This window comes from Roseovarius autotrophicus, from assembly GCF_018069895.1.
In the GTDB taxonomy this organism is placed as follows: domain Bacteria; phylum Pseudomonadota; class Alphaproteobacteria; order Rhodobacterales; family Rhodobacteraceae; genus Roseovarius; species Roseovarius autotrophicus.
The window spans coordinates 1-21098 of sequence record NZ_JAGQDH010000029.1 but is presented as its reverse complement, the minus strand read 5'-3'; the positions used below and the strand labels follow the sequence as shown (position 1 = coordinate 21098).

At 61.1% G+C, this 21098-nt stretch carries 22 protein-coding genes and 5 pseudogenes; 16 read left to right on the top strand and 11 right to left on the bottom strand.

Annotation, left to right across the window (positions count from 1 at the left end):
- Positions 1-3 precede the first annotated feature (3 nt).
- Positions 4-480 (top strand): GNAT family N-acetyltransferase, encoded by a 477-nt coding sequence (locus tag KAK09_RS16935; protein ID WP_210880119.1) that lies wholly within the window; start codon positions 4-6, stop codon positions 478-480.
- Positions 481-483: 3 nt separating this feature from the next.
- On the opposite strand, the gene KAK09_RS16930 is transcribed toward KAK09_RS16935, so the two are convergent.
- The 6 genes and pseudogenes from KAK09_RS16930 to KAK09_RS16910 form a co-directional block, all read right to left on the bottom strand.
- A complete protein-coding gene (locus tag KAK09_RS16930; RefSeq protein WP_210880118.1) occupies positions 484-1110 on the bottom strand; it encodes a phage distal tail protein, Rcc01695 family in 627 nt (208 codons plus the stop codon).
- Positions 1110-3580 (bottom strand): annotated as a pseudogene (locus KAK09_RS16925) (phage tail tape measure C-terminal domain-containing protein). The gene KAK09_RS16930 and the pseudogene KAK09_RS16925 overlap by 1 nt, the downstream one beginning before the upstream one ends.
- On the bottom strand, positions 3573-3734 hold the full coding sequence (locus tag KAK09_RS19040) for a DUF7697 family protein (protein ID WP_418895544.1): 162 nt from the start codon (positions 3732-3734) through the stop codon (positions 3573-3575). Before KAK09_RS19040 ends, KAK09_RS16925 begins: the two are co-directional and overlap by 8 nt.
- A gap of 68 nt (positions 3735-3802) precedes the next feature.
- Positions 3803-4240, bottom strand: a complete 438-nt coding sequence (locus tag KAK09_RS16920) for a hypothetical protein (RefSeq protein WP_210880117.1) — start codon at positions 4238-4240, stop codon at positions 3803-3805.
- Positions 4240-5178 carry a phage tail tube protein gene (locus tag KAK09_RS16915; RefSeq protein ID WP_210880116.1) on the bottom strand — a complete coding sequence of 313 codons (939 nt, stop codon included), beginning with the start codon at positions 5176-5178 and terminating at the stop codon, positions 4240-4242. Before KAK09_RS16915 ends, KAK09_RS16920 begins: the two co-directional genes overlap by 1 nt.
- Before the next feature lie 24 nt (positions 5179-5202).
- Positions 5203-5625, bottom strand: a complete 423-nt coding sequence (locus KAK09_RS16910) for an acyl-CoA transferase (protein ID WP_210880115.1) — start codon at positions 5623-5625, stop codon at positions 5203-5205.
- Positions 5626-5713: 88 nt separating this feature from the next.
- Between KAK09_RS16910 and KAK09_RS16905 the strand changes: the two genes are divergently transcribed.
- Complete coding sequence (locus KAK09_RS16905; protein WP_210880114.1) at positions 5714-5998, top strand: CopG family ribbon-helix-helix protein; 285 nt, start codon at positions 5714-5716, stop codon at positions 5996-5998.
- Positions 5986-6276, top strand: a complete 291-nt coding sequence (locus KAK09_RS16900; RefSeq protein WP_210880113.1) for a type II toxin-antitoxin system RelE/ParE family toxin — start codon at positions 5986-5988, stop codon at positions 6274-6276. Before KAK09_RS16905 ends, KAK09_RS16900 begins: the two co-directional genes overlap by 13 nt.
- Before the next feature lie 13 nt (positions 6277-6289).
- On the opposite strand, the pseudogene KAK09_RS16895 reads toward KAK09_RS16900, so the two are convergent.
- Positions 6290-6817, bottom strand: a pseudogene (locus KAK09_RS16895) (DUF6441 family protein); the annotation flags it as partial.
- Between the two features lie 4 nt (positions 6818-6821).
- On the opposite strand from KAK09_RS16895, the pseudogene KAK09_RS16890 reads away from it, so the two are divergent.
- Positions 6822-6991 (top strand): annotated as a pseudogene (locus KAK09_RS16890) (transposase); the annotation flags it as partial.
- A gap of 4 nt (positions 6992-6995) precedes the next feature.
- Here KAK09_RS16890 and KAK09_RS16885 read toward each other — a convergent pair.
- The 3 genes and pseudogenes from KAK09_RS16885 to KAK09_RS16875 form a co-directional block, all read right to left on the bottom strand.
- Positions 6996-7298: pseudogene (locus tag KAK09_RS16885) on the bottom strand (transposase family protein); the annotation flags it as partial.
- Between the two features lie 78 nt (positions 7299-7376).
- Positions 7377-7552: pseudogene (locus KAK09_RS16880) on the bottom strand (IS6 family transposase); the annotation flags it as partial.
- A gap of 239 nt (positions 7553-7791) precedes the next feature.
- A complete protein-coding gene (locus KAK09_RS16875) occupies positions 7792-8064 on the bottom strand; it encodes a DUF6455 family protein (protein ID WP_210880112.1) in 273 nt (90 codons plus the stop codon).
- Positions 8065-8603: 539 nt separating this feature from the next.
- Here KAK09_RS16875 and KAK09_RS16870 point away from each other — a divergent pair.
- From KAK09_RS16870 to KAK09_RS16815, 12 genes are all read left to right on the top strand, one after another.
- Positions 8604-9836, top strand: a complete 1233-nt coding sequence (locus KAK09_RS16870; protein WP_210880111.1) for an aromatic ring-hydroxylating oxygenase subunit alpha — start codon at positions 8604-8606, stop codon at positions 9834-9836.
- A gap of 81 nt (positions 9837-9917) precedes the next feature.
- Positions 9918-10391 (top strand): aromatic-ring-hydroxylating dioxygenase subunit beta, encoded by a 474-nt coding sequence (locus tag KAK09_RS16865; RefSeq protein WP_210880110.1) that lies wholly within the window; start codon positions 9918-9920, stop codon positions 10389-10391.
- Positions 10392-10401: 10 nt separating this feature from the next.
- Positions 10402-11442 (top strand): 2Fe-2S iron-sulfur cluster-binding protein, encoded by a 1041-nt coding sequence (locus KAK09_RS16860; protein WP_210880109.1) that lies wholly within the window; start codon positions 10402-10404, stop codon positions 11440-11442.
- 30 nt (positions 11443-11472) lie between these two features.
- On the top strand, positions 11473-11754 hold the full coding sequence (locus tag KAK09_RS16855; RefSeq protein ID WP_210880108.1) for a Rieske 2Fe-2S domain-containing protein: 282 nt from the start codon (positions 11473-11475) through the stop codon (positions 11752-11754).
- A gap of 174 nt (positions 11755-11928) precedes the next feature.
- Positions 11929-13062, top strand: a complete 1134-nt coding sequence (locus tag KAK09_RS16850) for a TRAP transporter substrate-binding protein (protein ID WP_210880107.1) — start codon at positions 11929-11931, stop codon at positions 13060-13062.
- A gap of 120 nt (positions 13063-13182) precedes the next feature.
- The gene (locus KAK09_RS16845) at positions 13183-13716 is read left to right on the top strand and encodes a TRAP transporter small permease (RefSeq protein WP_210880106.1); all 534 of its coding nucleotides are present in this window, start codon (positions 13183-13185) and stop codon (positions 13714-13716) included.
- 12 nt (positions 13717-13728) lie between these two features.
- Positions 13729-15012, top strand: a complete 1284-nt coding sequence (locus tag KAK09_RS16840; protein WP_210880105.1) for a TRAP transporter large permease — start codon at positions 13729-13731, stop codon at positions 15010-15012.
- 168 nt (positions 15013-15180) lie between these two features.
- Complete coding sequence (locus tag KAK09_RS16835; protein WP_210880104.1) at positions 15181-16395, top strand: aromatic ring-hydroxylating oxygenase subunit alpha; 1215 nt, start codon at positions 15181-15183, stop codon at positions 16393-16395.
- 14 nt (positions 16396-16409) lie between these two features.
- Positions 16410-16880, top strand: coding sequence for a nuclear transport factor 2 family protein (locus tag KAK09_RS16830; RefSeq protein ID WP_210880103.1), 471 nt, complete (start codon positions 16410-16412; stop codon positions 16878-16880).
- Positions 16881-16914: 34 nt separating this feature from the next.
- On the top strand, positions 16915-17802 hold the full coding sequence (locus tag KAK09_RS16825; RefSeq protein ID WP_210880102.1) for an acetaldehyde dehydrogenase (acetylating): 888 nt from the start codon (positions 16915-16917) through the stop codon (positions 17800-17802).
- Between the two features lie 27 nt (positions 17803-17829).
- Positions 17830-18849, top strand: coding sequence for a 4-hydroxy-2-oxovalerate aldolase (gene dmpG / locus KAK09_RS16820; protein WP_210880101.1), 1020 nt, complete (start codon positions 17830-17832; stop codon positions 18847-18849).
- 86 nt (positions 18850-18935) lie between these two features.
- Entirely contained in the window at positions 18936-19955 is a 1020-nt protein-coding gene (locus tag KAK09_RS16815; protein WP_210880100.1) for a YeiH family protein, read from the top strand.
- Here the strand turns inward: KAK09_RS16815 and KAK09_RS16810 are convergent.
- The gene (locus KAK09_RS16810; protein WP_210880099.1) at positions 19945-20748 is read right to left on the bottom strand and encodes an IclR family transcriptional regulator; all 804 of its coding nucleotides are present in this window, start codon (positions 20746-20748) and stop codon (positions 19945-19947) included. The genes KAK09_RS16815 and KAK09_RS16810 overlap by 11 nt on opposite strands.
- Positions 20749-21098: the final 350 nt, after the last annotated feature.

The following is a 21098-nucleotide window of genomic DNA, read 5'->3' as shown; positions in this document are numbered from 1 at the left end:
CCCTTGGCTGACGATCATCTGACCGATGGTTTTGCGTCCGGTGCGCCGACTCTGGACGGCTGGCTGAAGCGCAAGGCGCGCGCCAATCAGGCCTCGGGCGCGTCGCGCACCTATGTGCTGTGCCGGGGCCTGCGCGTGGTTGGCTTTTACGCGCTGGCCGCCGGATCAGTCAGCCATGATCTGGCGCCGCGCAAGCTGCGGCAGAACATGCCCGATCCGGTGCCGGTCATCGTGCTGGGCCGATTGGCGATTGATGCCACCGAACAGGGAAATGGCCTTGGCCGGGCGCTCTTGCGCGATGCGGTGTTGCGGATCACGGCGGCGGCGCATGAGGTCGGCATCGCGGCCATTCTGGTGCACGCGCTGAACGACCGCGCGAAGGCCTTTTACCTCGATGCGGGGTTTTCCGAGACGGCGGTGGAGCCCCTGACGCTTTTCCTGCGGATCAAGGATGCCAGGGCGCTCTTGGGCGAGGGGTGATCTTCACCGCCGGATCTCGATGAGCGGGATGGAGGTGATCGATCCGAGCCGCTCGATATCGAGGGTCACATCCAGCGTGTCGGAATCAAACCGCACCGGCACATCGAACTCGTAGCCCGCCGTGATCGCGACGCCCGCGCCGGGGGCGGTGGTGAAGGTGATGTTGCCGGTGGTGAGACCAACGCTCCAGCCCGACATCTGCTCGACGCCGTTCAGGGCAATGCGAACGCTCCCCGCGACCGGTTTGGCAATGGCGCGGGTCCAGCTTTGCGCGCCGGAAGCGTAGTGCTTCAGAAGGGCGAAGCTGGTGACGGCCCCATTGCCGGTGCCGATCAACTGATCGGTTGGGGCGACCGGCTGCGACGGCAGGCTGGATTTATAGTCCGCCCAATCCTTGAAGCGAAACCCGTGCAGGCGGCCGCCTCTCTCCTCGAAGAAGGCCACCACTGCCGCCAGATCGTCAGCGCGGCGGATGCCGTAGGCCACATCATAACGGCGGCGCGAATTGGCCCAGCTGGCATTGCGCTCTTCGTCGCCGCTGGCCAGTTCCACCACCTGCGTGCGCCGTTCCGGCCCGCCACGCGCGCCACGGCTGATGTTGTCGGGAAAGCGCACCTCGTGAAACGCCATCATATGCCCCTCTGGCCGAGTGACACCGCGCGGGCAATGTCGGCGGCGATCTGTGTTCTGGACTGCCGGAAGCTGTCGGCGTCACGCGCGTTGATCGTGACATTGACGGCGGGCGCAGACGACTGGCCCTGGCCAAAGCCAGCCGCCTCTCGACGCGACAGCACCCGTTCGCCGCGTTGCAGGATCGCCGGAACCTCGTCCGGGCCAATCGCCGGGAAAATGCTCCCCCGGAGCATTTTCTGGCCCGGCTCATATCCGGCAAAGCCACCCGCGTGCATGCGCGGCGCATTGGCAAAGGCCAGCGCTGGGACCATGCGACCGGGGCCTGGGGCACCGACGACGCCGCCCGCGTGCAGGATGCTGGCGAACAAACCGCCCGCGCCGCCCAGCGCGCTGGAGAGCGCATTGGCTATGGGTCCGAGGATAAATCGCCGCGCCGCCAGTTTGGCCAGATCGGCGATCATCGAGGAGACCAGATCGCCGAAATCGAGCTTGCCAGTCTTGACGAAATTGCCCACGGCATTCTCGGCTGAGGTGAAGGCCTCGACCAGTGCCTGGCCTATGTCCCCACCAACGTCGCGGGCCTTGGCGGCAAAGTCGGCCAGCGTGGCGGTGACGGCGGCCCAGCCGGTCAGGGCGGTTTTTGCGCCCTCAGCGGTCGCGGTCCCGGCTGCGCGACCAGCCGCCCCGGCGCGACCTGCCGCACCGCCAGTGTCATCAAGCTCCTCGCCCAGCGCGGCTGCTGCGGCTGCGGCCCCGGCCAGTTCGGCCTCGGCCTCCGCCCCGCTGCCGGTCATGGCATCGCGCAGCGCCTGCAAACTGGCGAGTGGCCGACCGGCAGCATCGGCCAGCATGCCCGCCGCGTCGCGAAACCCATCGGCGCGGGCGCGGGCGTCATCCGCCATCGCGCCGAGGCCAAGGTCGGGGGGGGCCAGGAAGCTGCGTGACAGGGCGGCAGAGAAGGCATCGGCTGCCGCAGTGCCCGCCGCTGTCGCGGCACCTTCAAACGGGTTGCCGATCCGACCCAATCCGACAGGATCCAGCGTGCCAATCCGCACACCGCCCTCGCCGGTCGCCCATTCCGGCAGCAGCGCCAGCGCCGCGTTCAAGCTTTCGATGAAGCGGTTGATGCGGGTGACGACGCCGTTCAGCATCGCCTCGACGCCGGAGATCAGCCCGTTCGCAGCCTGGAAGGCGAAATCACCGATGGCGCCGGGCAGTCCGCCCCAGATTGCGACAGCGGCATCAAAAGCCCCCTGAAAGATCGCCGCCGTCCGGTCGCCGAAGCTCACCACGCCCGCGATGGTGCCCTCAAGTGCTGAAAGACTGGACGCCTTCAGCTCCTCCCAGCCCGCCGCCATGTTGGCAAACGCGGCGTCGAGCGAAAGCCCCATCCGCGACCAGACCTCCCGGGCCAGATCACCCAGCAGCCGGAACGCCTCGCCCACGCCGCCCGCGCCCGCGACCAGCCTTGTGAACTGGAACACCAGCTCGCCCGCGCCCACAATCAGCGCGCCGATCCCGGTGCGGATCAGCGCCCCGCGCAGGACAACCAGTGCCGTGGCCAGCCCGCGTACCGACAGCGCCGCCGCTGCCAGCCCGGCCACCCAGCGCCCGGCCATGAGGCCCGCAAAGGTCGCGGCAATGGACGCCAGCCGCCCGATATTGTCGAAAAGCGCCTTGATCGCGATCCCCAGTGGCCCGGTGGTGCGCGCGACAGCGGCCAGCGCATTGGCCACCGCGTCCAGCGCCGGGGCCGCCGCCACCGCCAGCTGGTTCGAGACCCCGCGCCAGATCAGCCCCAGCCGGGAGATCGCATCATTGGTGCGCTGGATCTGGCTGGCGTCAGCCTCCGAGACCACCACCCCGAAATCCTGCACATCCGCCGTCGCTTGCCGCAGCGTCGCCGTGTCGATCCGGGTGAACACCAGCGCTGCCCGGTCGCCGAAGAGCTGCGAGGCGACAGCGGCGCGCTCGGCCTCGGGGACAAACTGGCCCAGCGCCTCCTGAATGGTGGCGATGCGTTGATCCAGCGGCAGGCGTTGCAGATCCTCGGCCGAGAGCCGCAGGCGGCGCAGGGCCTCCACGGCGGGGCCGGTCCCCGCCGCCGCCTGAGACAGCCGCCGCGTCAGCTGCACGGTGGCCTGTTCGACCTGACCCATCGACACGCCCGCCAGATCGCCTGCGCGTTCCAGCACCTGAATGCTGGCCACCGTCGTGCCGAGCGAGGCCGCGAGCTTGGCCTGCGCATCCACCGTTTGCAGCCCCGGCGGATCATCGCGGCCCCGGCGGCGGCCGCAGCCAGCGTGGCGCGGCGGGCAAAGGCGGCGACGCGCGCATTGGCCAGATCCATCTCGCGGCTGAGACGGCCAAAACCCCGCGCCCCAGCCGCGCCCACGCCCTCCAGTTCCGCACGCACCTGACGGCCGCCCTCCGCCACGAGGCGGACGGACACACGCTTTTCAGCCATCGCGGCCTCCTTCCATCTCTTCGTTCAGTTTGCGCACCATCACCGCCTCGATCTCGGGCAGCAGTTCGGCGGCGATCAGGGCGTCGATGCCCAGCGCCTGCGCCATCGCGAGGGCCGCGCCCATGTCCCAGCCCAAGACCGCGCCGGGAGCCACACGCAACTGCCCACCAAGGCGGCCGACGAGGTCCCAGATCTGCCAGCCGTCGAAGCTGTGGGGCCGGTTCAGTCTTGCGGGGCAGTCGGGGCAGGGGCCGGAACAGGCGGCGCAGTATCGGTCGCCTCCGCCGAAGGACCAGTCGGCAAGGGCGCGGAGGCGTTTTTTTCCGCGTCCAGAATGAGACCCCGCGCGACATAGGCGGTCTGGAACGCCTCAAAAACCGGCCAGATCTCCAGAAGCGCGCCGATGCCCTCAGGGCTGACCGGCACGGGATTGCCTGCGTCATCGCCCACACCTTCCCAATCCAGCACCGCACGGCGGGCGACGGCTTTGGCCATGGCCAGTGCCAGGTCTTCCTGACTGGCATCTAGGGGCAGGGCCTCGACGGCAGCATCGGCGCGGGCCGAGACCATTAGCGCGGTGGTCAGGGGGGCAACCAGCAGGCGCAGGCCCGGGGCGAGGTCCAGCCATTCGGGGCTTGCGGTCAGGTTCAGGCGGATCATCAATAGGTCTCCACATCATTGATCAGGGTTGCGGTGCACATGCGGCCAACCACGGTGTCGCGCGCGGCCTGCCAGTCGAAGGTGGCCTGCACGCCCTGCGGTCCGGAAATCTCGATCCGGGGGCGGGGCAAATAGACGGCGTGCACAGTGAAGGTGAAGCTCTCGCCCGAGGGGAGCACATAGGCGAAGCTGATCTCGGCGGGATCGCCGTTGATGGCCTGGCTCACCAGCGTGCTGTCGGCAAAGCGCACCTCGATCCGGCCGGTGAGGGCTGCGATTGACGGGTCGGCTCCGTCGATCCTGCCGTCGCTTCGAATGGTCTCGATCCGGTCGAGGTTGTTGGCGTGAACGATCTCGGCCGAGACGACATTGCCCAGCGCCGCGCCGTTGCGGCTGATTGCGCCGTTGAAATGGCCAAACCGCTTCAAACCCAATTCTGAAGGCGTGCCCGCGCTGGTCGTCGTGGCGATGACTTCACCCTGCGCCACCAGCCGCGCGGTGGCCGTCAGCAGGCCCGAGCGCTGCACCTGCCAGCTCAGCTGATCCAGCACGCAGCCGGAATACATCGCATAGCGCGGCACCTCGGGCATGGCGGTCTCGATCGACATCGAGGGCAGCGTCCAGGACCCGGACCGGAACTCGTGGGTCCATGGGCCAATCCCGGTAGTCACCGGATCGCCGAACGCGGCCTTCAGCCAGAACCCGAATCCCGCGGCATCGATCGGCACCACAACATCGCCATCGGCCGTCACCGCGTCCTTGACCGGGGCCAGCGGATCGCGGCCATAGCCCAGCACTTCGGAGTTCAGCAGCGGCTGTTCCGATCCCAGCGAGGTGCTGGCAAACGGCATTCTGGTGAAGCCCCCAACCGGCGGGGTGCCGTAAACTGTCTCAAAGCCGAGCGCCATCTGCGCCCGCGCGCCTTGCGCACGTGCCATGGGGGTCTCCTGTTGTTGGGATGGTCAGGCCAGAGGGCCGGTGGTGGTGTAGTGCAAAATGACGGTGATCACCGCCGCTTTCAGCGCCGCCGCGCCCTCGATGGGCAGATCGACCGAGGCCGGGGCTTCGGGTTCGACCCAGTCGCAGAGGCCGCGCAGCGTGCGGTCGGATTCCAGCGCCACGCCGATGGCGGCGATCAGGGTGTCGAAGGCCGTGGCGCGGCTGTTGGATGCCTGGACGACCACCTCCAACTCGGCCCGATGCTGATAATGGTAGCGCAAGGGCGACAGCGTCACCTCGGGCTCGCCCGGCTGGCCATCCCGCAGGATGATCAAGCCCGCCGCAGGGATCCGCTCGGGCAGCACCTCGTCGCGTAGGGTGAGGGCGGCAAGGGACTGAAGCCGCGCCTGCAGCGCGGCGAGGACGGTTTCACGAGGGGTGGGCATGACGGCGCACTTCCTGAATTGTGACTTCTGCTGTGATCGAAGATATGTTAAAGGTAATACCCATGAATACTCACCCGGAGCAGCACCCATGAACGCCGTCCGCCCCATTGCCGTAAAGCTCGATCAGGACACCCGCGACCGCCTCAAGCGGTTGGCGGATGCCAAGGACCGCTCCACGCATTGGATGCTGCGCGAGGCGATAGCGCAGTTCGTCGAGCGCGAAGAGAAACGCGAGGCGTTTCGCCAGGCCGGGTTGCAGGCTTGGGAGGAGTTTCAAGCGACGGGCAAGCACATCACGCATGACGAAGCCGATGCCTGGCTTGCCAAGCTGGAAGCAGGCGAAGAGGCGGCAGCACCTGAATGCCACGACTGATCTGGTCGCCCGCCGCGCTGAGGGATGTCGAACGGCTTTACCGTTTCCTCGCCGACAAGAACCCCGATGCCGCCCGGCGCGCGGCCAAGTCGATCCGCGAGGGCATGAACATCCTGCGCGATCAACCGGGTGCCGGGCGGCCGGTCGAGGACATGGAGCCGGAATTTCGCGAGTGGTTCATCACCTTTGGCGATAGCGGCTATGTGTCGCTTTATCGGTTTGATGGCGAAACGGCGGTGGTCTTGGCCGTGCGTCATCAGCGCGAGGCTGGCTACTGACGGGAAGAGGCGATCACACCTTCCCCTCAACCCACTTGGCCACGATCAACCCCGGCACACCATCTGCCGCCCGCTCCGCATCCCGCGCCAGATCCAGCCGCTTGCGCAGCTTGACCTGCGGCACCAGCAGGAAGATCGGCACTGTGGTCAGCCCGCGCCCGGTTTTCGATCTGGACGCCACCGCGCGCCCCTTGGTGTTCAACCGCCCTTCCGCGACCAGCAAGCTCGGCCTGCGACGACGGAAAACAAACCGCAGCCGCAGCCCGGTGCGGCGCTCCCATTCACCGGGCGTGATGCGGCCGCCTTTACTGCTCTTGCCTGCAGCCGGAGTGGGGATCGCCAGCCAGAACCCGTTTTTTGAGCGGATCAGCGGCCCCGTGTCATGCGCGCCGATGATCACCGGGGCATTTGACCAGACCAGCGCCGCCGCGTTCAGGCTGTCGCCGGATTTGGGGAAGCTGGCGAGGCGGATCGAGTTGCCCAGCCGGGTGCCGAGGCCCGCACCGGTGATCTGGCCACGCCATGCAGATTTGAGGGACGTGACCGGGAAGAAGGAGCTCGTCGGCTTCCAGGTCGGCGTTCGCGAGAGCGCGCAGAGCTGGCGCGAGCTCTTGGTCGACATCAAGGCCCGCGGCCTCAAAGTGCCACCCGAGATCGCTGTCGGTGACGGGGCCATGGGTTCTGGAAGGCGCTCGACGAGGTGTTCCCGGGCAGCCCTCGAAGGCCGCAGCGAAGAGCGCGGGGTTGATGCGGTTCATCAGGATCGTCAGCCAGCGCTCGCCCGGAACGCTATGCGCATAGGGCAAGTGCTTGCGCAGAAAGCCGATATGCGTGGCACCCCAAGCCGCAATGTCCTCGTAATCGTCGCAATCGGCGATGGTCCCGCAGACCACCAGAAGCAGGATCTCCGGCAGCGGATGCAAAATCCGCCGCTCATCGCGCGGGTCCTCGACCACAGAAAAGTGATCTAGCAACGCGGCCAGGCGCGAGCGGCGCGGAAGGGTCTCGGTCAAAAGGGTCATCGGCGGCTCCATGGTCGTGCCGCCGCAGAGATTCAGAAAAATCCTCGCTTGTCACTGTCACATGAGTTCGGAGCCCTGCGCGATGAGCGGGGCGTATTGCACCACCCAGCGGTTCAGGGTAGCGTGGTCGATTTGCACCCCGCGCTCGGCTAGGATCTCTTCGAGATCGCGGCAGGAGACGGCGTACCGGACATAAAATACACCGCGTAGAGGATGACATGCTTCGGATAATGGCTGCCCTTGAATCTGATCACCCCGTCCTCCGACATTCTGCTACCCTGCCGCAGCGGGCATAGCGAAAAGCTCGACACGGTGAAAGCACGGTGAAAGTCGGACAGAAAGTTTGCGACAAAGCTGCAGGCCGGATCGTGCTGGTGTCGGGCGAGGATGGGCAAGGAGCAGGCCGAGGGCAATCCCGAGAAGACCATCCGGCAGCTCTCGGCCTGGACTGCGCCATCAACGGCCTGTAAGCTTTTGATCAAGCTGCGGTAGTTCAACTTTCTTTTTCGGGTTTACTCAGTTGGGCAAGGGCGTCCCGGTTGAGGCAAAACGCGGGGGCTGACGTCGCTCCGGTTTGATGCGCCGTTAACCACTCACCGCAGGTGTCTGCATTCTTGCAATCGCTACAGCGGATCATGAGGCTGCGCAGAGAGTCCGCACCGCCCGAACTCAATCCGGTCGTTTTACCAAGATCGGCGTTCACAGCCGTCGCCATGTGCGTGAACAGTTCCGAGTGACGATCCATGCGCTTGAGCCAGCCAAACATTGACGTTTCCTTTCCAACAGAGATGCCTTCAAAAACAATAAATCTTGTATGTTTTGGCCGTCTTTGATCTGGATCAAATGCATCATGCAGCGCCCCGCTCAGCTTGGGCTGTGAGCACCATCGCAACATCCGTATTTCCACGACTGCGGTCAGGTCGGATGCAGGGTTACTCTACACTACCGCTGCGATCAGTCGGCCTTTTTGAGGCTCCACACACAAATTTTTCACAATTAGATATTTGATTTAACGTAGTTTTCGGCCAACAGGCGGTCACTGCCAGGCATGGATTGCCGGTCGCGTGACAGGCGTCACTTCGCGCATACAGTCCAGGCGAATCGTTCGTACACTCATCGTGCTCTGGATCTGAAAAAGCAATCTATACCGTCACGAATCCGCATGATGAAAGCTTCATTTTTCCAATGGTTTGTCCGAGAGCGAGCTAGTATCTATAATTATGACAAAAAATTTTGTTGCAAAATGTGATCTGCTTGTTATCACTTGTTGCGAGAAGCACCCCTCTGTCACGAAAGGAACTATTGATGGCACGAACGGCTGAAGAGTGGCGCCAGCGTCCCAATCTCGACTCGAACCTGATTGTCGACCCGCGCATCTATACTGATCCCGAGATCTTTCGGGAGGAGCAGGAGCGTATTTTTGACAAATCCTGGCTTGTCGCTTGCCATGAGAGCGAAATGCCGGAGCCCTATGACTTCCGCACCTATCAGCATCCGGGCGGGCACAACATCATCCTCGTGCGTGATGAGGACAATACCATCAACGCCATGCTCAATATCTGCCCGCATCGTGGCAACCTGCTGATCTATGAGCCCTCTGGCAGCATCAAGGGCGCGTCGCCTTCCGGCGGCCCGAAGCGCATCACCTGTCTCTTCCATGCCTGGGCGTTTGACGCCAAGGGGGACTGTGTCGACATTCCGCGCTGTGCAGAAGGCTATCAGGAGCGCGTCAAGAAAGGCGATTACGGACTTCGTGGCGTCAAGGTCGAGGTTGGCTATGGCGGTTTCGTTTGGGTCAACATGGACGAAAATGCGCCGAGCCTCAAGGAATGGCTGGGCGGATCGCTCGAGGCCATCGGCGACACGCTGACCGAGCCGCTGGAGGTGTTCCATTATCATCGCGCCGTTATCGACGGCAACTTCAAGATGTGGCACGACACTAACAGCGAGTTCTACCACGACTACATGCATTATCATAACCGGATCACCGGCATGATGCACCCGGGCTACTGGGACCGCGAGTATCGCACCTTCGAGGGCGGACATGCGCAGGTGACCGACATGCAGCTCAAATACGAATCCTTCAAGGGTCACGAGAAGCGTGAACTGGGTTGGCCGGGTCTGGCACCGGGACGCTGGGCGCTGGTCGATCTCTTCCCCGGCATCACGTTCAACATCCGCGCCCCCTCGATGCGTCTCGACACCGCAATTCCGCTTGGGCACAACAAGGTTCTGGTGGAGTTTCGGGGGCTTGGCCTCAAATCGGACACCCCCGAGGAACGCGCTATTCGCATCCGGGATCACAACAGCATCTGGGGCCCGTTCGGTCGCAACCTGCCCGAAGACCTGCTCGGCACCTACGGCCAGGGCCTCGCACTCTCTGATCGCACGGACGCGCCTTACATTCTGCAGGCGCGGCTTGAAGGTAACAAGATTCATGACGAGGTGGGGATGCGCCATTTCCTTGAACGCTGGCAGGAGCTTGTGGGGCGCGACCCGTCTGACCCTTACCACAATCAGCCGCGCGCGGCGGAATAATCCAGGCCTTGGTCGGTCCGCGAAAAGTATTGATACATCGCGGACCGATCGAACCGAACCCAGAATATCCAGGAGAAAAAGATGAAAGTTACCTATGAGGTCGAAAAAGCGGCGCGCGAATTGATCTCCGCCAGTTGCGATACGATGGACCAGGAAGATTTTGGCGCTTATCTGGCGCTCTGCGCCCCCGAGTATCAATATGCGATCCGTGTCTACAGCCCCGAAATCCGCCGGGACATGACCTGGCTGGAAAAAGACTACGAGCACATGAAGACCTTGCTCGATCTTCTGCCGAAACAGAATCGCGACCGCAACCCGATCAAGCGGCATATCAGTGTTCGCGAAGTGACGTCGGTCAATGGCAAGGACGAAGTGACGGTGCGCTCGGATCTGCAAGTTTACCGCGTGCTGCTTGACGGTGGCGAGGCGCAGATTTTCGGTGTGGGCAAGTATACCGATCGCATCGACATGAGCGGTGACGAGCCGAAGCTGCTGGAGCGTGAGGTTCGTCTCGACTCTCGCAGCCTCGGTGCCGGTTACCACATTCCGTTCTGAGTTGCACCAGATGCAAGTCACACTCAAAGCAAAGAACCACGACTGGACTTTCGCCGCAGATAGCGGCGAAAGTTTGCTACAGGCCGCGCTACGCGCCGGGCTTCATGCGCCCTATGAATGCGCGACGGGAACCTGTGGCTCCTGCCGGGTTCAGCTGGTTGCCGGCGAGGTCGCGGATGTCTGGCCCGAGGCCCCCGGCCGGGGCGATGATACCAATGCGCGCCTGATGTGCCAATGCAAGGCGATTGGCGATTGTGAGATCGTGGCAAAGGGGTATGTCTATTCCGCCGATCAGGTGTCGGCGACCGCAGACAGGGTGTCTGGTCGGATCACCGAACTACGCCAGCTCACACCGGATGTCATCGAATTTACGGTCGTGCCAGATGCGCCGCTGCGTTATCTCGCCGGTCAGTTCGTGACGCTCGAACATGCCGGTATCAAGGGGCCGCGCGGGTATTCGATGACCCGTTACGCCCCGGATGGATCATCGCTTTCGTTCGTCATCAAACGCTTCCCCGGAGGCGGATGGTCAGAGTGGATTTTTGCAAAGGGCAATGCCCTGATCGGCGACGAGCTACAGATCGTTGGCCCCTTTGGGCGGGCAACATTCTCACCGGATCTGGGAATGAATATCGCCTGTATCGCCGGGGGCAGTGGTGTGGCCGGGATGCGGGCCATAATAGAGCGTGGTGTCGAGGAGGGCTATTTCAAGCAATACCGCGGCGCACTGTTCTTTGGCGTGCGAACTCCGAAGGATGCGTTCTGGCTTGAAGAGCTTGATACACTGTCTGAACGCGGTGGAAACAAGCTTTCGATCACCGTGGCCTATTCTAACGAAGCGGTCGATCCGGCGCAGCAGGAACGTTTCCCGAACCTCGGTTTCGCCGAAGGCTTCGTGCACGAGGTGGCAGCCAAAGGATTAAAGGGCCGATTCAATAACCTGCGCGCGTATCTCGCAGGTCCGCCGCCGGCGGTAGATGGCGCACAGAGGATGCTTCTTGTGGAGGGCAAGATGCCCCCCTCGAACATTCGTTACGACAAATTCAGCTAACAGGTGAACCCAGTGAAATACGTTTGTGAAGTGTCCGAGGTCGAACCGGGCGAAATGAAGGGTTTTGAAGTCGAAGGTCGGCGTGTTCTGATCCTCAACGCCGAAGGCGAGATCAAGGCCTGTGACGGCATCTGCCCGCATCAGGAGGTGCTGCTGGAAGAGGGAATTTTCGATGGCTGTTTGCTCACCTGCCACTCGCATCTGTGGCAGTGGAACGTACAGACAGGCGAGATCGAACAAGAAGCGGAGGAGGACCTGAAGTTCTTTGACGTGAAGGTCGATGACGGAAAGGTGTTTGTCACCGGTCTATGAGGTTCTGTCGGTCGTGACCCGCGTTCCGAAGAGGAGCGGCGCGCGGAGAATGGCCGACAGTGCAAGAAGACCAAGAAACTTGGTCAAGTGACTAAAATGTCCACTTAGGGAGGAAACGCGATGAAATCCAAATACTCACGGCGTCAGTTTCTGGAGATTTCCGGAACCTACGGGTTGAAGGCGGCGCTTGGTGCGACCGTTCTCGCCGGCACGACGGGCATCTTGCCCGGCACGGAGTTTCTGGCCAGCCAGGCCCGCGCCAGCGAAGGCAAATACAAGATCCGCTTCGGTGCGGGCATCATCAGCAAGAGCAACGAGCCGCATTTGGCTACGGCGCTCTATGATTTTGTCGACAAGGCGGAAAAGATGTCTGATGGCGAGCTGGAATTCCAGGTGATTGACGCGAGCCAATCCTGCGCCGAACCGACCTGCGGTGATCGGGTTCTGTCTGGCGTGATCGACATGGGCAACGCCTCGCCCCAAAACCTTGGCGGTGTTCTGCCCTATACCATCGCGATGGATTTTCCGTTCCTGTGGCAAGGACGCGAGGGTTATATCAATTTCCTCTATTCCAAGGACTCGAACGAAATCTATCGCGATGTCCTTCGAAAGGCCTACGGGATCGAGCCTCTCTGGGTGTCGGGGGAGATGCGCAATCTGTTCCTTGGAATGCGCTATTCCGGCGAGGACGCGATCACCAGCCGGGCGGATTTCGCGAATGCCAAGATCCGGATCACGAACTCGGTCATGATCGCGAACTTTGTCAAGAGCATCGGTGCCCAACCGATTCCGCTGGCTTGGACAGAAACGCTCGAAGGGCTGAAATCTGGCGTTGTGGACGGTGCGGAAACCTGGCCCGGCGCTGCGACCGGGTTCGGGATGCACAACGTGCTGTCGCATGATGTGCCGCTTGAGTTCTGTGTCGGCTGCGAACTGTTCTTCATGTCTCGCAAAACCTTCGGCAAGCTGCCCACGAACTTGCAGGAGGTCATTCTTGAGGCGTCCTATGAGGCGATGCAGTTGGGTTATGACGGCGTTGAGGAAGCTAAAAACAAGGTCATCGGCAATGGTGCAACCCCTGCGCCCGATGCAGCCTATCAACAGGCTGGCGTGAAACTCGCACAACTATCCGAGGCCCAGCTTGCCGAGTATCACGAAGTCGCCGATGTCGAGGCGAATGCGGACATTTGGTCTGGCGCGCGCAAGATGCTCGACGGGGTGTCGGGCACCGACACCTTCGGCGCGATGAAGCAAGCGGCCGCCAAGCACAACGGCAAGCCACATACGCCGCAGCGCTGGTGGAGCTGATCCCTTCCGATCGCAAGAAAGGTGCCGGTCTCACAGGCCGGCACCGATCCAAACATTATGCAGGGAGGGACGGACATGCCTGAAGATTCGTCCGCATATGACATGACGAAAGAAGCGCTTATGCCTGATACCAAGCCATCATTCTACGAGCGTTCCGATCTCATCGTCACGCGGGTTGAAAGCTTTGTGATGATTGCCGCCTATAGCGTTCTTATGGCGATTATCGGCTTTGAGACGTTGCGGCGTGTTTTCTTTCAATCGAACTGGCTCGCCGGCCCGGATGTGGCGCTCTATGCCTTCGTCTGGCTGGCCTGGTTCGCTATGGCGCACAATATCCACAATGACACGCATCTGTCATTCACCGAGTTTCGGGAACGCATGCCTCTGAAGCTGCGCCGTGCCTTCGAGATATTCGACTGCCTTCTATGGATCGGGGCGGGGATCATCGTGATCTACACGACCTGGGGCCTGATCGAGCGTCAGTTGATGTTCAACCAGAAGATTTTCGGCACCAGCATCCCGGTCGCGGTTGGTAGCCTCGCCGTGCCCGCAGGCTGGGGATTCAGCATGTTGCGTATCCTGCAACGGCTCTACCGGATCATCTGGCGGCATGAAGATTTCCACGCGGATCACGTTGTCCGAGAGCTCGTGTAAGGAAGCAGAAAAATGTTACTCACCCTCATAAGTCTCGGCGCGATATTCCTCTTCGTCACTGGAACACCCATCTTGCTCATCATGATAAGCTGGGTTGTCGCCACATCGTATTTTGTCGCGGATCTGTCGCTCAGCAATGTCGGAATTGGAGCGATCGACACGATCACCAGTTTCGTGTTCCTTGCCGTGCCTCTCTTCATTGCCACGGGGGATTTCCTGACAGAGGGCGGCATCTCGAAACGCCTGATCGACTTTGCCCGAAGCCTCACCGCAGTTTTCCCGGGTCGAACGGCGGCCGCCTCGGTCGTGTCGAGCGGCATGTTCGCGGCTGTGAGCGGCTCGAACTCTGCCACAGCAGCAACCGTTGGGCGCATGTTGAATGAGGAAATGACTCAGACTGGGATGAAAAAACCCCTTGTCGCTGCCATCGTGGCCTCGGGCGGGATTGTAGGCGTCATCATTCCCCCGAGCGTGATCTTTGTGGTCTACGGCGTCACGATGAACGTCTCGACGATCGACCTGTTCATCGGGGGTATCATTCCGGGGCTCATCCTCGTTCTGTCCATGCTTGTGACCGTCATGTTCCTCGCCCGCAAAACCGAACCGGGCGTCGGGCTGCGCGGTTTCAGCCCCAAGACCATTGGCAAGACTGGCGCGCAGGCGTGGCTTGGCTTTATTGCGATCGGCCTGATCTTCTTTGGCGTCTATGACGGTCTGTTCAGCCCGACTGAGGCGGCCGGGATCGTGGCTCTCTTCTGTCTGTTCGCCGGATTGATCATCACGCGTCAGATCAAGGTGAAAAACGTGCCCTCGATCATGATGCGCAGTGCCGCCGTGACTGGCCTCATCGTTCCCCTCGTCGCCTTTTCAACCCAGTTCCAGCAGGTTCTCGGTGTGCTTGACGCAGCGCAGGCTGTTCAATCCTTGCTCAGCTCGATCGGGGCAAATTTTGGTGTGACAGCCGCGATTACCCTGATGCTGCTGTTGATCCTCATGGTGGGGGCGTTGACGGAATCCGTGGCTGTCGTGCTCATCCTCGGACCGATCCTCGCGCCCGTTGCTGCGGGCTTCGGGATCGACCCGATCCACTGGGGCGTGGTGTTTGTCGTCGGCACGGCGATCGGGTTTGTGACGCCGCCCTATGGGCTCAACCTCTTTGTGGTGTCGGCGGTCTGCAAGGTGCCGTTCGGGCAGGTGATGCGCGCGATCCTGATCATGCTTGTGCCGCTCTTGCTCGCCTGGCTGTTCATCACGGTCAGCCCTTGGACGACCATGCTGTTGCAGCCGACGAAGTGACCCGCCGGTTAGAGCATATCGCGTTCATTCGCATTCATGCGACATGCTCTAACCTATTGATTTCGCATGTTCGAGAAGCTCAAAACCGGGTCCCACTTTTGAGCAACATGCTCTAAATCCGAGATCGCAAAGGATAATACGATGTCAAGAACCGCAAAGGATAATACGATGTCAAGAACCGCACGAGAATGGGAAGCGGCACCTCAGGTCCCTGCCGATCACTATGTCAGTTCGGACATCTATGTCGAACAAGAGGTCTTCGACCTTGAGATCGACCGCATCTTCCGCCGCCAGTGGAAGTTTGCGTGTCATGAGAGCGAGCTTCCGGAAAAAGGTGATTTTCGCACGGTAAACCATGCCGAGTGGCCGCTCCTCATCCATCGCGGGATGGACGGGGTCGTCCGGGCCTTTCTGAACGTCTGTTCTCACCGATCCTCGCTCGTGGCGACGGCACCGCGTGGCAACGCCAAGGTGCTGACATGTTTCTTCCACCTGTGGGGGTTCGACAGCACGGGGGCCTGCACCGAAATCACCAAGCCTGACGGATATAGTCAATGTAGCGCGGTATCCAAGGGGAACATGGGCCTGCGCGAGGTGAAGTGCGCTGTCTCTTTGGGGATGGTGTTCGTCAACATGGATGACGAGGCCGAGGAGTTCGACTCCCATGTCGGCAATGCCCTCGAGCAGCTTACAGAGCCGATGGGCACAGAGGCGCTCGAAGTGTTCCACCTGCACCGAGTGCAGGTCAACGGCAACTGGAAGCAATGGCAAGAAACCAACATGGAACTTTACCATGAATGGGGTCATGTCGTGAACCGGACCACGTCGATCATGGCAAAGAAATACCATGAACGGGAATGGTCGGTTCACCCTAACGGGCACGGATGGCTTGCGCCCTTCAAAGTTGAATATACAAATTACAAAGGTTGGGACAAACGCGATGCCCTGACACTGCCGGGCCTTACACCGGGTGAATTCCGGGTCGTGGACCTGTTCCCGAACACCACTGTCATCGTACGCGGCTCGGTCATCCGTATCGACACCACCATTCCCGTGGCACCGGGCATCACAATTCTTGAGCAACGCGGCCTTGGCATCAAAGGCGAGTCTGCCGAGGATCGCCGGACCCGGCAGAAACACCACAACCAGTTCTGGGGCCCGCTCGGGCGCAACCTCTCCGAGGATGTGATCTTTGTCGATGCCGTGGCGCAGGCCAACAAGCGCCGTGCGGGGCGTTGGGGCATCTTTGCCCGGCATGAGAACATGATGAGCCAGGATGATGAAATCATGCGCGCCTATTACCGGGTCTGGTCCGAAAGGATGGGGCGCCCGGCCTCCAATCCGCTTGGTCGCGATTTCGCCCCGGCCTCGTCGGCGTTGTGAAGGAGAACAAGAAAATGACCATGACATTCGACCGGGTCCATGCCGTTCACAACCTTCTCGCTGACGTTGCGTTGTCCCTCGACCGTGAAGCCTGGGACGCGTTTCTCGGCTGCTGCTCTGATGATTTCCATTACCAGGTCACGGCCTTCAGCCCCGACCTCGGCACCGACATGGTGTGGCTGGACCATGTCGTGACAGAGCTGAAAGAGATGTTCTCGATGATCCCCAGGCACGTTCGTATGCGTGGCGGGTTGCGTCGCCACGTGTCGCAGGCGCGGATCACACCTGCCGACGGCAACACCGTCGAGGCGACCAGCACGCTGCTGCTCGTCCACACCGCCGAGAGTGGCGAGACCAAGGTTATCGCATCGGGCCTCTACATCGACCGGATCGGCTTTGACGAGGGCGAGACACCGCGCCTTGCCTCCCGCCATGTTGCTCTTGACACCATCATCTGGAATCCGGGGCTGCATGTCCCGGTCTGAGACCTGAAATCTGCAAGCTGAAAGGAACAAGATCATGCTTGATAAAACACAAGGCGGACGCAAGGTGCGCGCCGCCATCGTCGGCTCCGGCAATATCGGCACCGACCTCATGTACAAGCTCAGCAAGAAGCCCGATTTCGAGGTTGTGCTTCTCGCGGGCATCGACCCCGCCTCGGAAGGGCTGGCGCGAGCACGCGAAATGGGCATCGCCACCTCGACCGACGGGGCCGAAGCGGTGTTCGAGGATGGCAATATCGACGTCGTGTTCGAGGCCACCTCGGCCTATGTCCACCGTGTGAACGCCCCGCGCTACGAAGAGGCCGGCATCTTTGCCATCGACCTTACCCCGGCCAAGGTGGGTGCGCCGATCGTGCCGACCGTCAATCTTGCGCAGCACGACGACGTGATGAACGTGAACCTGCTGAGCTGTGCCGCACAGGCGACCGTGCCGATCGTGCATGCGGTGACATCGGTTGTGCCGGTCTCCTATGCCGAGATCGTGGCAACCGTGGCATCCAAGAGCATCGGGCCTGGTACGCGCGACAATATCGAGGAATTCACCCACACCACCAGCACCGCGCTGGCTGATGTTGGCGGTGCCGCCAAGGGCAAGTCGCTTATCATCGTCAATCCCGCTGAGCCGTCGATCCTGATGCGCAACACCATCTATTGCGTGACCGGTCCTGATGTGGATATCGAAGCGATCCGCAAATCGGTCGAGCAGCGCGTGGCAGACGTCCAGAAAGACGTCCCCGGCTACCGGATCGTGCTTGAGCCGTTCATCCGCGACGATCACGTGATGATCGGGGTCGAAGTCGAAGGCGCAGGCGATTTCCTGCCGACCTATGCCGGCAATCTCGACATCATCAACGCTGCGGCCGTCGCTGTGGCACAGCGCCGCCTCGTCGGTGTCAAAGCCTGACTTCACGGAACATGAGAGGATAAATCAATGACAGATATCACCTTTGTCGACGTCACCCTGCGGGACGGCAACCATACCTACAAGCACCAGTTCACGTCGGAAATCGTGTCCAAGACGGCGGCGGCGCTTGATGCCGCCGGTGTCGATATCATCGAGGTGGGGCATGGCGATGGCCTCGGCGGCAGCACGGTGCATATCGGACGCTCGCCCGAGCCTGCAATCAACCTGATCAAGGCCGCCTGCGACTCGGTTACGCAGGCCCGCATCGCGGTGCTTCTGTTGCCCGGTTTCGGCATTTTCCGTGACCTTGAGGAATGCAAGGATGTCGGCGTCAGCGTGGCCCGTGTCGCAAGCCACTCAACCGAAGCGGACACCACCAAACAGCACATCCGCAAGGCCGCCGATCTGGGTATGATGACGGTTGGATATCTGATTTCGGCCGGCATGGCGGATGCCAAGACGCTCGCCGACGAGGCGCGCAAGCTTGAATCCTATGGTGCCAGCTATGTGAACCTCGCCGAGAGCCAGGGGCACCTTGTCCCCACCGAGGTGGCCGAACGGGTGCGCGCGGTGCGCAATGCCGTATCGATCCCGATCGGGTTCCACCCGCATAACAACCTCGGGCTGGCCAATGGCAACATCCTCGCGGCCATCGACGAGGGGGCAACCTATATCGACGGCAGCCTCAAGGGATTTGGCGGCGGGGCCGGCAATGCGCAGACCGAGGCCACGATCGCCGCGCTCAAGCGGGCCGGCCACAATGTCAAAACTGATCTGCCGGGCATTCTCGATGCTGCACAGGTCTTTGCCGATCTTGTGGCACCGCAACCCATGCCTGTGATCGACAATGACTCGATCATGATGGGCTATGCCAACGTTTACGGCGGCTATGTCCTGCCGGTAAAACGCGCGGCCGAGAAATATGGCATCGACGCCCGAGCCCTGATCATGAAACTGGGAGAGCGCAGCGTTGTCGCAGGCCAGGAGGACGCGGTCGAACAGGAAGCTCAGGCCCTGGCCGCTGCGCAGTCAAAAGCTGTGGCGTGAACTATTGGCGAGGTCGTCCTTTCGAGCGACCTCGCCGCTATGGACAACGAGGGCCAAAAGACCCTTTGAACTTGAAGTGAACTCCCATGAAATCCATCGCGCTTTTGTCGCGCGGCTCGGTCGTGTCCGAGCTTGCGCCCGGTATCCTTTTGGCCATGGTCGTTGCGGCTGCGGCTGGCTACATCACGGACCATTACGGCGGGCCTCTCATGCTATTGACGCTCTTGCTGGGTATGGCGCTCGTGTCTCTGAGCGATGACGGGGCGAAGACCGCGCCGGGGATTAAATTCGCCTCAAAACGTATTCTCAGGGTTGGCGTTGCACTGCTTGGCCTCCGGATTTCTCTGAGCGACGTGACCGATCTGGGGATGGCCAGTCTCCTTTTGGTTGTCGCGGCTATCGGTCTGTCCATCGGCACCGGCGTCCTGCTGGCGCGGCTTGTCGGGCGCGATTCGATCTTTGGAATTCTCGCGGGTGGGGCCGTTGGTATTTGCGGTGCCTCTGCTGCTCTGGCGATCTCCTCCGTTCTGCCGCAGGGCAAGGACAGGGAAACGGACACGATTTTTACCGTTGTGTCGGTAACCTTGCTTTCCACCATCGCAATGGTGCTCTATCCCGTGATTGCGGGAAAATTCGGACTGGATGACCGCCTTACGGGTATTTTCCTCGGCGCCACGATCCATGATGTCGCGCAGGTTGTCGGTGCAGGCTACCTGGTATCCGATGAAGCCGGAGACACGGCCACGGTTATCAAGCTTATGCGTGTCATGATGCTGATGCCGGTTGTCCTGAGTCTCGCATTCTTCATGCGAAGCCGGAACGGCGAGGCGGGTCATAAGACACCGCTGCCGATTTTTGCCTTCGTTTTTGCTGCGCTGGTGTTGGCGAATTCCTTCAATCTCGTGCCTGAAGGTTTGCGGCTCGCTCTCGTCGAAGCGTCACGCTGGTGTTTGATCATCGCCATTGGGGCACTTGGCATGAGCACGCGTCTAGAGAGCTTCCTCAAGGTCGGCCCGCGCGCCGCCACGATCGTCATTGGAACGACGCTCGTGCTGCTTGTGTTCGTGATGGTGGTGTTGAATTTCACACCGTATTTCATCCAGTGAGGAAGAACTTCATCTGATGGATGGACGGCACGGAAGCGGATAGCAAGTTCGCAACATCGCGCAGTTTCGCAGCGAAAGATACATCGTCTCTTTCTGCGATATCTGCACTGGCTGCCGTGGACACCAGACAGCCCAGAACATGTCCGCGATACTGGATGGGGGCCCCGTACGCCACAATACCGTTGAAGGCTTCTTCCCGCGAAATGCAATATCCGGTTTCGCGTATTTGGGTCAAATGGCGGTCAAGCTCTTCGCGTGTTGTAGGTGTGAACTCAGTATGTTTTTGAAACGGCTCATTGCCAAGGACTTCGTTCGTAACGCCCGCTGGCAGGCTGGCGAGGAGTATTTTGCCCGACGCAGACCCATGCACCGGCGACGAAAGTTGTACATCGTAATACGAACTTAGGGTTAACTGACCATGAATGGCGTCCATCACAACACGCTGCGAGCCCAAAAACAGGATCAAGGCGGATGTTTCACGGATCTGTTCATGCAACTGTTTCAGAAACGGATAACTCTCTCGGCGAAAATTGTGAACGGGATGCCAAGGATCAAAATTATTCATCAAAAGAGGACCGACAGTATACTCAGCCCCATCGTACACGCGCGCAACCCATCCCTCGTCCTGCAAGGATTGAAGCAACCGATGAAGGTTGCCGGTGTCCACTTCAAGTGTCTTTGCGATCTTGGTTAGTGAGAGGGGCGTAGGCGTCTCGCACAACAAACGCATCAGGCGCAAAGCACGGTTAAGGGTGTTGGAGGTATTCGATTTCGAAGATTGACTTGGTGCCATACTGCCTAAAAAGCCCCGACGTTATTTTTTGATGATCCGCCCATGAGACCCTCGTCTGACAATGAGGGGTTGCGGCCTTCCAATCAAGCGTTGTTCGTATTTTTCTGTCCAGCCGTTTCGCCTTGACGATGTCCTTGCCACATTTTCTTCAGATACCGTATTGGAGCTTGGCTCAAATCGCGGTGAACAGGCATGCAATTTTGACCGGGAGTGGGGGCTTTGTGTAACGCTCCGGCGGGGGCCGTCTGACTTCGGTTGCGATCCGATGATAAGTCCGGCTTTATGTCCGATTTCATTCACCGCCCTCAAATCGAAGTTCTCTCCGCGGCCGATGGCGTTCGCCGTCGGCA

Excerpts from the sequence above, each read along its gene's own strand:
- KAK09_RS16930 (WP_210880118.1), bottom strand. The coding sequence starts at position 1,110 with ATGGCGTTTCACGAGGTGCGCTTTCCCGACAACATCAGCCGTGGCGCG.
- KAK09_RS16920 (WP_210880117.1), bottom strand. The coding sequence starts at position 4,240 with ATGATCCGCCTGAACCTGACCGCAAGCCCCGAATGGCTGGACCTCGCC.
- KAK09_RS16915 (WP_210880116.1), bottom strand. The coding sequence starts at position 5,178 with ATGGCACGTGCGCAAGGCGCGCGGGCGCAGATGGCGCTCGGCTTTGAG.
- KAK09_RS16910 (WP_210880115.1), bottom strand. The coding sequence starts at position 5,625 with ATGCCCACCCCTCGTGAAACCGTCCTCGCCGCGCTGCAGGCGCGGCTT.
- KAK09_RS16905 (WP_210880114.1), top strand. The coding sequence starts at position 5,714 with ATGAACGCCGTCCGCCCCATTGCCGTAAAGCTCGATCAGGACACCCGC.
- KAK09_RS16900 (WP_210880113.1), top strand. The coding sequence starts at position 5,986 with ATGCCACGACTGATCTGGTCGCCCGCCGCGCTGAGGGATGTCGAACGG.
- KAK09_RS16875 (WP_210880112.1), bottom strand. The coding sequence starts at position 8,064 with ATGTTTGGCTGGCTCAAGCGCATGGATCGTCACTCGGAACTGTTCACG.
- KAK09_RS16870 (WP_210880111.1), top strand. The coding sequence starts at position 8,604 with ATGGCACGAACGGCTGAAGAGTGGCGCCAGCGTCCCAATCTCGACTCG.
- KAK09_RS16865 (WP_210880110.1), top strand. The coding sequence starts at position 9,918 with ATGAAAGTTACCTATGAGGTCGAAAAAGCGGCGCGCGAATTGATCTCC.
- KAK09_RS16860 (WP_210880109.1), top strand. The coding sequence starts at position 10,402 with ATGCAAGTCACACTCAAAGCAAAGAACCACGACTGGACTTTCGCCGCA.
- KAK09_RS16845 (WP_210880106.1), top strand. The coding sequence starts at position 13,183 with ATGCCTGATACCAAGCCATCATTCTACGAGCGTTCCGATCTCATCGTC.
- KAK09_RS16840 (WP_210880105.1), top strand. The coding sequence starts at position 13,729 with ATGTTACTCACCCTCATAAGTCTCGGCGCGATATTCCTCTTCGTCACT.
- KAK09_RS16835 (WP_210880104.1), top strand. The coding sequence starts at position 15,181 with ATGTCAAGAACCGCACGAGAATGGGAAGCGGCACCTCAGGTCCCTGCC.
- KAK09_RS16830 (WP_210880103.1), top strand. The coding sequence starts at position 16,410 with ATGACCATGACATTCGACCGGGTCCATGCCGTTCACAACCTTCTCGCT.
- KAK09_RS16825 (WP_210880102.1), top strand. The coding sequence starts at position 16,915 with ATGCTTGATAAAACACAAGGCGGACGCAAGGTGCGCGCCGCCATCGTC.
- dmpG (WP_210880101.1), top strand. The coding sequence starts at position 17,830 with ATGACAGATATCACCTTTGTCGACGTCACCCTGCGGGACGGCAACCAT.
- KAK09_RS16815 (WP_210880100.1), top strand. The coding sequence starts at position 18,936 with ATGAAATCCATCGCGCTTTTGTCGCGCGGCTCGGTCGTGTCCGAGCTT.
- KAK09_RS16810 (WP_210880099.1), bottom strand. The coding sequence starts at position 20,748 with ATGGCACCAAGTCAATCTTCGAAATCGAATACCTCCAACACCCTTAAC.